Source organism: Paenibacillus antibioticophila, assembly GCF_000455265.1.
Classification (GTDB): Bacteria; Bacillota; Bacilli; order Paenibacillales; family Paenibacillaceae; genus Fontibacillus; species Fontibacillus antibioticophila.
In genome coordinates this window covers 131,275-143,199 of record NZ_HG005139.1, presented here as the reverse complement: position 1 = coordinate 143,199, position 11,925 = coordinate 131,275, and the positions used below count along the sequence as shown (strand labels likewise).

Annotated in this window: 13 protein-coding genes; 4 read left to right on the top strand and 9 right to left on the bottom strand. The window is 47.6% G+C overall.

Features of this window, described 5'->3' with window-relative positions; translation table 11 throughout:
- The first annotated feature begins 68 nt into the window (after positions 1-68).
- Complete coding sequence (locus TX85_RS00645; RefSeq protein WP_044477224.1) at positions 69-425, top strand: putative zinc-binding protein; 357 nt, start codon at positions 69-71, stop codon at positions 423-425.
- Positions 426-535: 110 nt separating this feature from the next.
- Here TX85_RS00645 and TX85_RS00640 read toward each other — a convergent pair whose 3' ends face one another.
- The 3 genes from TX85_RS00640 to TX85_RS00630 are packed head-to-tail and all read right to left on the bottom strand — an operon-like array spanning position 536 to position 3,055.
- Positions 536-1,258 carry an ABC transporter permease gene (locus TX85_RS00640; RefSeq protein WP_233500571.1) on the bottom strand — a complete coding sequence of 241 codons (723 nt, stop codon included), beginning with the start codon at positions 1,256-1,258 and terminating at the stop codon, positions 536-538.
- A 23-nt stretch (positions 1,259-1,281) separates the two neighbouring features.
- On the bottom strand, positions 1,282-2,058 hold the full coding sequence (locus TX85_RS00635; RefSeq protein WP_049894741.1) for an ABC transporter ATP-binding protein: 777 nt from the start codon (positions 2,056-2,058) through the stop codon (positions 1,282-1,284).
- Positions 2,039-3,055, bottom strand: a complete 1,017-nt coding sequence (locus tag TX85_RS00630; RefSeq protein WP_044477222.1) for an ABC transporter substrate-binding protein — start codon at positions 3,053-3,055, stop codon at positions 2,039-2,041. Before TX85_RS00630 ends, TX85_RS00635 begins: the two co-directional genes overlap by 20 nt.
- 323 nt (positions 3,056-3,378) lie before the next feature.
- Here TX85_RS00630 and TX85_RS00625 point away from each other — a divergent pair, with 323 nt between their 5' ends.
- Both TX85_RS00625 and TX85_RS00620 read left to right on the top strand, forming a co-directional pair.
- On the top strand, positions 3,379-3,849 hold the full coding sequence (locus tag TX85_RS00625) for a helix-turn-helix domain-containing protein (protein ID WP_044477221.1): 471 nt from the start codon (positions 3,379-3,381) through the stop codon (positions 3,847-3,849).
- Positions 3,850-3,901: 52 nt separating this feature from the next.
- Positions 3,902-4,441: a hypothetical protein gene (locus tag TX85_RS00620; protein ID WP_044477220.1), complete on the top strand. Its 540-nt coding sequence runs from the start codon at positions 3,902-3,904 to the stop codon at positions 4,439-4,441.
- Positions 4,442-4,554: 113 nt separating this feature from the next.
- Here the strand turns inward: TX85_RS00620 and TX85_RS00615 are convergent, their stop codons facing one another.
- Positions 4,555-5,181, bottom strand: coding sequence for a type 1 glutamine amidotransferase family protein (locus TX85_RS00615; RefSeq protein WP_044477219.1), 627 nt, complete (start codon positions 5,179-5,181; stop codon positions 4,555-4,557).
- Positions 5,182-5,411: 230 nt separating this feature from the next.
- Positions 5,412-5,978, bottom strand: a complete 567-nt coding sequence (locus TX85_RS00610) for a TetR/AcrR family transcriptional regulator (protein ID WP_044477218.1) — start codon at positions 5,976-5,978, stop codon at positions 5,412-5,414.
- A 149-nt stretch (positions 5,979-6,127) separates the two neighbouring features.
- Here TX85_RS00610 and TX85_RS00605 point away from each other — a divergent pair, with 149 nt between their 5' ends.
- On the top strand, positions 6,128-7,075 hold the full coding sequence (locus tag TX85_RS00605) for a ketopantoate reductase family protein (protein WP_044477217.1): 948 nt from the start codon (positions 6,128-6,130) through the stop codon (positions 7,073-7,075).
- Between the two features lie 184 nt (positions 7,076-7,259).
- On the opposite strand, the gene TX85_RS00600 is transcribed toward TX85_RS00605, so the two are convergent.
- Genes TX85_RS00600 through TX85_RS00585 form a run of 4 tightly spaced genes read right to left on the bottom strand, consistent with a single transcriptional unit; the run spans position 7,260 to position 11,840 of the window.
- Positions 7,260-7,892 carry a metallophosphoesterase family protein gene (locus TX85_RS00600; RefSeq protein ID WP_044479697.1) on the bottom strand — a complete coding sequence of 211 codons (633 nt, stop codon included), beginning with the start codon at positions 7,890-7,892 and terminating at the stop codon, positions 7,260-7,262.
- Positions 7,885-8,970: an ABC transporter ATP-binding protein gene (locus tag TX85_RS00595; RefSeq protein ID WP_044479696.1), complete on the bottom strand. Its 1,086-nt coding sequence runs from the start codon at positions 8,968-8,970 to the stop codon at positions 7,885-7,887. The genes TX85_RS00600 and TX85_RS00595 overlap by 8 nt, the downstream gene beginning before the upstream one ends.
- An 18-nt stretch (positions 8,971-8,988) precedes the next feature.
- Positions 8,989-10,710, bottom strand: coding sequence for an ABC transporter permease (locus tag TX85_RS00590; protein ID WP_044477216.1), 1,722 nt, complete (start codon positions 10,708-10,710; stop codon positions 8,989-8,991).
- A gap of 11 nt (positions 10,711-10,721) precedes the next feature.
- Positions 10,722-11,840, bottom strand: a complete 1,119-nt coding sequence (locus tag TX85_RS00585; RefSeq protein WP_044477215.1) for an extracellular solute-binding protein — start codon at positions 11,838-11,840, stop codon at positions 10,722-10,724.
- Between the last annotated feature and the right edge of the window lie 85 nt (positions 11,841-11,925).

Below are 11,925 nucleotides of genomic sequence, written 5' to 3'. Positions count from 1 at the left end.
ACTCACTAACCAGCCCGTCGTCTCGGATTATACTGACAATTAATTTGTTAAATTGGGAGGGATAGCCCATGAAAAAAAATGAACTGCCTCTTGTCTACTCATGTTCCGGATGTTCCTCAGCTGCACAGACCGCTAACCAGGTAGCGATTAAAATGGATCGTGAAAAGATCGCCGAAATGTCCTGCATCGCAGGTGTCGGCGGTGACGTAAAACCGCTTGTCCGAACAGCGAAGTCGGGACGTGACATCATTGCTATCGACGGTTGCCCGTTGGCCTGCTGCAAGAGCTGTTTAGCCAGGCATGACGTCCAACCTAAGCATCATTTTGATTTATCGAAGTTCGATGTGCCCAAACGTCTTGGAGAAGATCCTAACCCCCAGCTTGTCCAGAACGCCTATAATCAGATTCTTGAAGTTATCAAGTAACAACGGATACCGCCAGGGTGACTGATCGACTCAGTACATTAAAAAGAGCCCGAGGGCTCCTGTCATAACAGGATATCTCGGACTCTTAAAATCACTTTATCGGGCGACATTTACCTCCGCCACTTCATAAACCGGTAGTCCAGCAGATCTACCAACAGGAACAACAGGAACCCGACCAAGCTGAACAGCAGAATACCGGCATACATTTGCGGATAATCCAGCCGGAGCCAGGCATCCATGATGAAGAAGCCCATGCCGTGCTCGGTCCCATATATTTCAGTAAAGAACAGGACCGAAATCGCCGTCCCCAGCGAGATACGAATCGTGCTTAGAATGACGGATAACGCACCCGGTAAAGTAACATGCCAGAACTTCTCGCCCTTGCCTGCCCCGATACTGGTTAGCACATCATAGGTGTTAGCCGGAATTGCCTTGATGCCATCCCGCACGGAAATGATAATCTGGAATAACAGAATCAACATGATCATGAGAATCTTGGATGTCTCGCCAAGTCCGAAGAACAGCATCACAACGGGAAGCAAGGCGATCTTGGGCACCGGATACGTTAAATATACTACTGGGTCCAGGAGCTTGTTCCACAGCGGGGAACGTCCCATCAGCAGCCCGACAAGCAAGCCAAGAATCAACGCCAGCAGCACTCCGGCAAACACGCGCATCAAGCTGTAGCCAACATTCAGTACAAGCTCCCTTCCCCCAAGCTGGCCCATCGCCAGATAGACCCCGAGCGGGCTTGGCAGCATAGGGTGATTCACCAGTACATACGCCGCGTACCAGATGAGATTCATCCCCAGGAATACAAGCAACAATCTCAAGATATAGTTAAGCCTCCGCGAATTCACCATTTCTCCTGCATAACCTTTCTAACCTTCTTGATTTGGGCAAAAAAAGCATCGCTGGCCCGCTTCTCCTCCAGCTTCAGCGCAAACACTTCCTCGTTGTCGATAATCTCGGCAGGATCGTTCTTGCTTGAAGGAAGCACGATCATTTTCTGTCCTAGCAAAATGGCCTCATCCACATCATGCGTCACGAACAGCGCCGTAGCCGGATTGGCCTGCCAATGCTCCAGGAACAGCTGTTGCAGCGTCTCCCTTGTGATGGCATCCAGCGCCGAGAACGGCTCGTCCAGCAATAGCAGGGACGGGGCAATAGCAAAGGCCCGCGCAATGGCGACCCGCTGCTGCTGCCCCCCGCTAAGTGACAGCGGATACCGCTCCGCCAGCTCCGCAATGCCCATGGCTGTGAGCCATTGGTCTATTTGCGCTTCCCGGGCCTGCTTGCTCTGTTCCCTGGGATGCGCGATGCTCATCGCTACGCGAATATTGCCCTTAACAGTCTTCCAAGGCAGAAGACCGTAATTCTGGGGCACCAGGCCCATCAGCACCTTCTGTTCACGCAAAGAGCTTCCATTGAAAAGCAGTTCGCCCCGATATTCCGGCATTAGACCGGTGATGGCGCGGAGCAATGTAGATTTTCCGCTCCCGGAGGGGCCGAGAATCGTATATATTCCATGCTCCGGCAGAGTGAAACTGACCTTCCCCAAAGCCAATTCCCCGCTTCTGTATTCCACCTCAAGCTCCTTGACACACAATCCGTTATTTCTTGAATTGGACATCAGAGATCACTTCTTCTGGGGTAATATCTTTGGTCAACAGCCCTTGTTCACGGGCCCAGGCAAAGGCCGCTTCCACTTCCTTCACATCCACCTGGTTTGCCGGAATGTAAGCAGGCACCTCAATTTGCTCCTTCAAGGTTTCGGGATAACCCACTTCTTCAATCACCAGATCAATGTAGTCCGCTTTGTCATGGGATTGCATATACGCTACTGCTTCATCGTAAGCAGCATACATGGCGCGAATCGCCTCGGCCTTGGCGTCGATCGCGCTCTGCGGGAAAGCCAGCACGAACGGATTGATGTTCGCTTGGTGCGTCGAGCTAAGTATGCGCAAGCCTGCGGCTTGGCCCATCGTGACGAATGGCTCTGGCAGAATGGCCGCGTCCGCTTTATTATTTTTCAACAGCTCCAGCCGGGTTGGAATTTGCGGCACCTCTGTGATCCGGATATCCTGCTCCGTCAGACCAGCCTGCTTCAGCATCATCGCAACGGTATATTGCGTTGAAGTATTCTTGGACAGGATCACCGTCTTCCCCTTCAGATCCTTCACATCCTGAATCTCGCTATTGCCGGTAAGCAGGTCAAATTCTCCAAAGGTCGTGCTGGTGATTTTTACATCCAGCCCCGCTTCATTATAGATGGAAATTGCAACCAGGTCGGCGCTAATCCCGTCCACCTTGCCTGCTTGAAAAGCAACATCCCGATCCTTGGCACTCTTGAACGTCTCAATGTCCAGAAGAACCCCGTGCTTCTGATCAAAGCCCTGCTCATGAGCAATGACAAATGGAATGGCATCTATGGACGGCAACAGGCCCAACGTCAGTTCAGCTAATTCCTCTGCCTGATCATTCGCCGAACCCGCTGCTGCCGATGTTCCGCTTCCCTCACCCGTATTCGTAGTATTAGCCGCCTTGCTGCCGCAAGCCGCACCCACGATACTGACGATCAGCACCAGTGCCAGCAGCATGATAGTTCTTTTAGTAGTTTCAAGCTTCATTGTTGTCCATCTCCCTGTATGTTCATCTATAGTAGTAGGCATAGCCCTGTGCCGAACTGGCTTAAGTCTGTGCTACTGTCTTGGATTGCAACTTTATTCACAATGCATAGGACAAGTAGTCATGTTCCTCCAGGCAGCCTCAAATAACTTCATATTACACCCATTATTGCATTTTGTATATTTTGATTTTTAAATAATGTCTGGAAAGAGCTTGAATAGTAAGGAAATGAACAGAAAAAGCGACGCATGTGAGAAAAACACCCTTGATCAATTCCATTTTTGGTATCATAATCGAAGTTGGAATCAATAATGGAGGTGCAATTATGGATAATCATGGCGATATTTTGCTCAACCCTATTAGAATGCGTATTATTCAGCATATGGCCGACAAAAAAGGGAGAACCGTCGGGAGTCTTTCGGAGCTTATGAGCGATATTCCAAGGACTACATTATACAGACACATCAATATGTTGTTTGAACACGGTTACTTATTAGTAAGCAAAGAAACAAGAATACGAGGAGCATACGAGCGAGAATATATACTTAATCTTGAAGCATTACAAGAAACTGCTGAGGAGGAATCGATTGAAAAAAATGTGAAGTTTTTTCTAATGAAATTACTATCCGATTTTGACCGTTACTTTAAAGACAGGGGGAATCCAATTAAAGACAGGCTTTTTCTATCCAGTAATACTCTTTTAATGTCTGATAATGAATATAACCAATTTATTGATGAAATTTTTGAGGTAGTAAATAAACACTTAAATTTTGAACCTAACCAAGAACGTAAATAACGTACAATTTCAATTATTTCATCACCTAACTGGGAAAAGGGAGATCTAAACCATGAAGAGTAACGCACGAAAATGGTTAGGTTTAATTATAGCTATCCTTTGTTATTACATTGTTCATGAGGGAACACATGCGATTGCCGCGCTTTTTATGGGGGCTTATCAGAGGATAAAATTCATGTTTCCCGGAATGCAAATCGTTGTTAATAAAGAGGCTATGTCCGATTTACAACTTGCTGTATTTTGTATCGCCGGGCCGCTTGCTACGCTGTTACTCGGATATGCACTTGTTTTGATGACAAAACGAATATTGAAATCCAATAACAAGGTTATCAAAGCCACCTTTTATTATATGACTTTAGGGATGCTTCTCATTGACCCCATCTACTTGTCTGTCTTATGCGGATTTTTTGGCGGTGGTGATATGAACGGGATTATCTTGTTCGGCATACCGGAGGTGGTTGCTCGGTCGGCTTTTGGTGTGATTGGGGCAATCAACGTGTTTGTGTTTGTCAAGTATATCTACTTTGCATATAAAGCTGATGTTCAAAAAACGGATAGTCAACGAAGCCCATACAGCTCCCTAAGTAGGTAAGGAGACCTTGCGAACGGCAAGAGCCTCCTTAACTTGGACCTGAGCAATATTGTCACAACTCATTTCCGCACTAACAACATTAGGCACTCCACAAGACTTATATCTCTATACGATCATTGGATTGAATTCATTAACTCGTAGAAATATTCAGGTTCATGAGTTTTATTAAGACGATACCAAGCGTCTAATGTTTTTGGAGAAAATACATCTAGCGCTTTTAAAACATGAACAGAAAATTCTAATGGAGCTATTCCGGATGCGGTGATCAATTTCCCATCGGTGACAGCAGATTCCACTTTGTAATAGTCTTCACCCGTGTAGGAAGGGCAAATCATTTTGAGGTAGGCCAAATCATTGCTTGTGTGCCAACGGGACTCCAACAATCCTGCTTGAGCAAGTCCTATGGTAGCGCCGCAAATTGCTCCAACTACGATCCCTTCCTTTAAACACTTCTCGGCCATTTTTAGTATGGGCACGTGGATCGCTTCTGTCCATGTATTTCCACCTGGTAAAATCAGTGCATCTACGCTGTTAATGCTGCACTCCTCCACTTTCATGTCAGGCATTATTTTCAATCCGCCCATTGTCGTGATTGGAGTCTTTTCTATCCCAACGGTGACTATTTTGGCTGAATCCAGCCCCTGTCTGAAGTATCTTCCAGAGTTCAGTTCGGCGGCTAAATAACCGATTTCCCAGTCGGACATGGTATCAAACACATAAAGATATACGGTACGATTCATTTTCTAATTGCTCCTCAACAAATTTGGTAGGTAACAATCCTTATCATAAAACAACTTCACTGACAACTGCTGTCAGTGAAGTTATTAAGCTTGATAATATTCCCTTAAATCGGAAGAAAGCGCCGCCAGTTTATACAGTCTCCTGCAATGTATGCATAAATATCCAACGCCTCTGCCCTGCCGCCAATTATGAAAGAAATGAGTCCGGCTTTTAATATTTTTTGGCGTAACTAACCCTCACCTTTGATTAAGATATGATACGGTTTTATCCCATTAGCGAATAGGCTATCGATCAGCTTGACCAATTCTTCCGACGATAAATCTTTGTCGTTGCGTATCCAAAGGCGAAACAAAGATATTAATGTTGATATGTAAAACTCAATCAGGTATGGCGCTAAGATATCATTTGTTGGAAGGTCCACAATCAATCTTTCAAAGGGAATTTCTCTTTTTAGGCGTTCAACAAAATGAACAGAACCATAGTCACCCAAAAGGGCTTTTAGGACTGAAATTTCTTCTGCATTTTCCAAACATTGAAGCGCATCTTGGAACGTATGCGTAGAAAGCTCCCTGTTTACCATTTCCTCGTTAATGGATTTCAAAACATCCTCTTCCACGTAGTTCAGCAACTCATAAATATCTGTAAAGTATTGATAAAATGTACTGCGGTTATAGCCTGACTTGTTAGCAATCTCTTGAATCGATATTTTTTCAATGGGTTTTTGGCTATATAAATCACAGAACACATTTATAAATGTTTGCCTTGTTTTGTCCGTCATTTCAGGTTGCTTCTTCATGATTTACCTCCATTTCCAGTTCAAGCGATGATCCGACAGATATTAAAAATCTGATGGTTGATGACCGTATAGTAAATGCATACAATATTATTATACAACACGTTGTCGGATTATCAACAGGGATTATCAACTATTTTAAGGGGGCTAACATGAGAATTTTATTCTTCGGTAGAGGTTTAATATCGACCCAATATGCGTGGGCTTTTGAACAGGTAGGGCATACAGTGGAGTTTTACGTTAGAAAAGGGAGAAAAGAAACCTTCGGAAGTAGTATAGAGCTTGAAATGTGGGATGGACGAAAAGGGAAAAAGCTCATCAAAGAAAGCTGGAACATCAAACTTCATGAGGAGATCCTTCCCAAGTATGACCTCATTATTGTGAGCGTCAACACGGAACAGCTTCCGGGAGCGGCACAATTCCTAGCAACTGCTGCAGGCCATACTCCTATCCTCATATTCAATAATGTTTGGCAAGATTTGAAGTCATCTATCGCACCCTTGTCTATGAACAATGTTGTCTTTGGCTTCCCCGGAGCAGGAGGCGGCATAGCGGACAATCGGCTTAGAGGCGGCTTTTTGAAAATGGTATTTCTTGAAAAACCACGGGTAGGCACTGAACAGATTAACAACAAAGTCAAAGAACTATTTGAAAGTGCCCATTTTAAAATTAGCTGGATCAAGGATATGCAAAACTGGCTATGGAACCACTTTGCCATGAATGCGGCTATGGAGACGGAGGTGATAAGACAGGGGAGTTTTCCAGCGGTTTTGAACCATCGCGACTCCTTTTCCAATGTTGGGTTGAATATGAGGGAAATGATCCCTGTACTGAAAGCAAGAGGTGGAAAGCCTGATGCCACTTCTCTCATGCTGACTAAAGTTCCTCCGGGACTTCTGGGCATCCTATTTAACAAGGTCATTTTTGCAAAGGGCAGCTTGGCGCGGCTTTTCATGGAACACAACAACAGCAAAGCGGGTTTTGCGGTACTTGAAGTTGTAAGGGAAGCCAAAAAGGCAGGCATTCCTTTGCCGCGTCTTACAGCGGCATTTGAAAATAGTGAATATCGCAACGCTATTGAAAATCCCTTATTGCCTTAACTTTACCTACAATGCGAATAGGAGCCGTGCTTCGTGTACCGAAGCGCAGCTCCTTTCATACAAATCATTTGGAAGTAGCTGGGACGGCAATTTTAATCCCGACTGTTGCCGCCATTGTGCTATAGCCTTCGGTTTTCAAGATTATTCCGTCGCAATAAGTATAGTGCGGCTCTAATATTTGTGATTATTCCAGGACAAATCTGGTCAATCCTACGTTGTATGGCGGCAAGACGGATACCGACCACTGCCATCCTTCCGTCAACTCGACCAGACTCAAAAAATAGCCGTGGCCAGCCCCCGTGTCTATGCCGAGCTTACCATCCCCAAACCACAAATGGTCTGGCTGCAGGCCAAAGCGGTAAGTAGATGTATGACCAAATACGACGGTTTTGCCCGGAAGGCCGGGAGCCTTGAAGAAGGGGTCGCGTATCTCTGTCAAATCCTCGGGAGTTTGCTCCTCTAGCGAAATGTCTGGACGCAAGCCCGCATGGACAAACAGAAAACGCTCATAATCTGCCCATAGCGGCATCCCGGCGATCAGCTCCTGGTAATAGGTTGACACCGATTTATGTTCATCGGTCTTGCTTGGCACTTGATTCAGCCACTTGCGCTCGTTATTTCCCTGAAGGGCGACTGCTCCATCTATACATAGCTTATGCACCAGATCCAAAGTGCCTACAGAATCCGGCCCTTTATTTACATAATCACCGAGCAGGAATAGCCGATCTGTCTGTGGATTATATCCTGCAAGGTTCAGCAGATATTCCAGCAAATGACCATAGCCGTGAATATCGGAGACAGCAAACAATTTACTCATCGCCTGCGACAGCGCGGGCTGCATACAGCATGACATTCTGCGCAGGAACCTGAATGGTCAACTGGGCGCCCGGCTCTACCCTCCTGTCATGAAATAAATGGAGGGATTGTCCATCATCGGTCTTCACAATGAATCTCCATCTTGTTCCTTCATAGATGGCCTGCAACACCTCTGTTTCAAATAAATTATCGTTAGTCGCCGAGGGCTCCTGACAAACAGAAATGTTCTCTGGATGAAGCATCATGACTCCTTCTCCTGAATAAGCACCGGGAGTTATCTGCACTCCCTGAATCGGGGTGTCTGCTACCAGTGTAGCCAGATTCCCTTGAGATGAAAATTGAACCCTTAAGCGGTTGTGATAACCCATCAGTTGCGCTACCCATGGGGTAGCCGGACGTTCGAATAACTCATCTGGCGTTCCGATTTGATCAATGCCGCCTTCCCGGAGCACCAGAATTCGATCGGCGATGGTGAATGCCTCCATGCGGTCATGGGTTACATAGAGAGTAGCAATAGACAATTCTCTGAGCAGACTGGCCAGTTCCCCGCGCATATCGGTCCGCAGCTTGACGTCCAGATTAGATAACGGCTCATCCATTAACAGTAGCCGGGGGCCCGTCGCTAGCGCCCGTGCGATACCTACACGCTGCTGTTGACCGCCGGATAGCTGGGCCGGCAGCCGTTCCAGCAGTCCGTCCAGCTTCAGTAGCGATTGCAAATGCTCCAGACGGCTCTGCATTTCGTTTTTGTTCACTTTGCGCCGTTTCATGCCGTATTCAATATTTTGCCGCACGGACATATGTGGCCACAGGGCATAATCCTGGAATACCATATTAATGGGTCGATGTTCGGGAGGGATATAGCGCCCCTTTCCCTTTTCTACGGTAACCCCGTTTATTTCAATCTCACCATCATCAATCCGGGTCAATCCAGCTACAAGCTGGAGCAGCGTCGATTTTCCGCAGCCGGATGGGCCCAGGATGCAGATGCGTTCGCCTTCTTCGACCTCGAATGAAATGGGCTTTAGCACCTGCTGCGCACCATATGCTTTTGAAACGCCTTTCAGCTTTAAAATCATACTCAAGTGATAACCCTCCTACACTAACTCTTGGTTGCGTTTTCCGTCCAAACGTCGAAATACCCATCTTCCAGTTGCTTGCAACGCCACAATCAGCAATACGACGACCAGGCAGCTGACTACAGTAGCAGCCGTTGCATACCCGTATCTGGAAAATTCAAAGGCACGATCAATGACTAGCGGCATTAGCGAATAATTCGCGGGTTTCAGCATGGAAGCCAGAGCCAGATCGAAGATACTTGTGCCGAACGAGGCCAGTGTGGCCATGAGCAGCGACTGACGTACGAGCGGCAGCACAATGTGCCGCATTCGATCAAACACACCCGCCCCCTGAATTGCCGCAGCCTTGAGCATGGTACCTGACAGTGCTCCGAACGAGCCCATCTGCACGCGCACTGCGTAGGGAATGGCTCCGGCGATGCCGGCAATGACCAGTAGTGCCGGTGTACCATACAAGTGAAGGCCTAGTGGCTCCAGCCACTTTTGATTCCAGATGAAGATATATCCTATCCCGAGCACAACCCCTGGAACAGCCAGTGAGATGACTGAAAACAATTGTAGTGCCGACTTGAAGCGGGATTCCGTGAAGCTCAATACATATGCAGTGACGAAGCCGATTAACATGCTGAATACAGCTGCTGCAGCTGCAATCGTTAACGAATGATAGAGTCCCTCCACATACTCAAGCAACCGATGATCACCAGCCGCGCCGGTGAACAGATCAGAGTAATGATCCAGGGTCAGATTTCCTGCGGTAAGTCCTTCTCCCATCTGTTTAAGCAAGGAAACCGCAGCGCTGGTCCCAATCGGGATGCCCAAGCAGATAAGCAAGAACCCGCCAATCACGATATTGTAGGCCCAGGCATGCCGGGGCTTCTCTCTCACCGTTCTGACGGCTTTGGCGTTCAGGAAGTCAAAGCGCGAGCGGCGTAAAGCGAAGAATAGCAACGCCATGGCAAGAGCGAGCAGAATAACAAGATAAAAGGCCAGCACTCCCGCCATATCAAAACGAACAGGCGATTGATAAATAGCCGAATAAATGGAGTAGGTCAACGTCGGGAATTTATAGACGGTCGCGAGCGCTGCAGGAAGACCGAAATCCCCGATGGTATCCATAAATACCAGCGTCCAGCCAGCAAGAAAAGAAGGCAGAGCCAGGGGGAAGTCGACGGTTCTCCAGACGGTAAAAGGCTTGGCGCCGTTCAGTCTGGCTGCTTGGCCAAATTGCCGGACATTCCATTCTGTGGCGGAGACAATCGCCAAATAGGCCAGTGGAAATTTGCTGAGCGCCATAACAAAGACAAGCCCGGATGGCTGAAAAATAAACGATGTGACCCAGGTCCAGCCAAGCCATTGATGGACAAGACCGTCGGCACTGGCGAACAGCACCCAACCTTGAGCAATCATAAACGATGGAGCAATCAGCAACAGCCAGGCTGCTGTGTCCAGAAGCCGGCCAGCCGCGAAATTCCATCTGGCACGAACCGTGGCGAGAGCCCCGCCTATCATTGTTCCAAAGGTAGCGGAGCCCAGGGCGAGCAATACCGAGTTCCAGAGCGACTGCCGCCATAGTGGGCGGTGAAAAATTTCAGTAATGAGGCCGAATCCGCCATATTCCAGCTTTCCAAAGAAAAAGCCAGGAAAGACGACATTAATGAGAACAGCCAGCAGTGGCAGGAAAATGAAAAGGAAGAGGAGGAACGTAACCGTGCCTCCCCAATGTGCTTCCGTGGATTTCATCTTAAGGGCTCCTACTTTACGTTTTGATCGGCGAACCAGGTTTTGATTTCAACTTCATGCTCTGCTGCCCACTCGGCTGATGGCAACAAGAACTTACCGTTTGGTTCACGCCCGGTTCGCCCTTCAACACCATTAACCAGCGGAGTGAAGAAGCTTTGTGTAGATTCGAGCTCGGTCAGCATTTTCTGGGTTTCCGGTTTAAGCATATATTCGACAAATGCCTTAGCTGCTGCCGGATTTTTGGTGTCCTTACTGATGGCAGCAACGCGCAAGCTTCCCGGTGCGCCTTCCTCCGGCCAAATGACTTCAACCGGCTCGCCCGTCATTTTTAATTCATAAGCATTATGCTCCTGCAGGGCGGCTACCTGAATTTCTCCGCTGAGCAATGCCTTGCCAACCGGACCATTCTTGGGATAAATGTGCAAGCCATCCTTAAAACGCTGAGCGTATTTGGCCTTCCCTTCCTCAACTCCCCATTTCTCGAACAAAGCAGATACAAGCGGATAAGCAGGTGCGGCGACTGCCGGATCGGCATGCCCAACCGGACCCTGGAAGGCAAAGAATTCGTCCCAGGTTTGAGGTGCTTGATCGGCAGTGACCAGTTTTGTGTTGTAGGCAATGACACCAGAGGCGTGCAGACCTATTGGAAAATAAGCGAGATCGCTTGGAACGTATGAAGTGCCAAGCTCAGATAGATTGGCAAGATTATCCGGCTGCCAGCCTGTTAGCAGGAAGTCGCGGTCGGCCAAGTTCCGCACGGAGCCGTGTCCGTCCATCATCAAGACATCCCATTGGGGGTTGCCTTGCTCAGCCTCAATTTTAGCCAATGCTTCGCCACCGCCGTAGTGAACGGCTTCTATTTTGTAGCCAGTCTCTTCAGCAAATTTGGGAGCAATGAAGTCAACAAAATCGTTGCCGTATAAATAAATCGTTTTGCCCGTGTCTTCAGAAGCCGCTGTGGATGGCTCTGTTGAAGTTGTCTCTTGTGGAGAATGATTAGCTGTTGACTGACCCGCGTTCTTATCGTTTCCATTCAAATCACCGGAGTTACCCCCGCAAGCCGAGAGCAGAAGAACGACGGATACGAGCACCGTCATTAGAAGACTTTTGTTCTTTCGGTTTGTTTTCATGTCACCCTCCAATTTGTGTATTAAATTTAATCCCTTTTGGTCTTTTGATTACTACTCCAGTCTATCCCGCTCGTATCATCCAAAA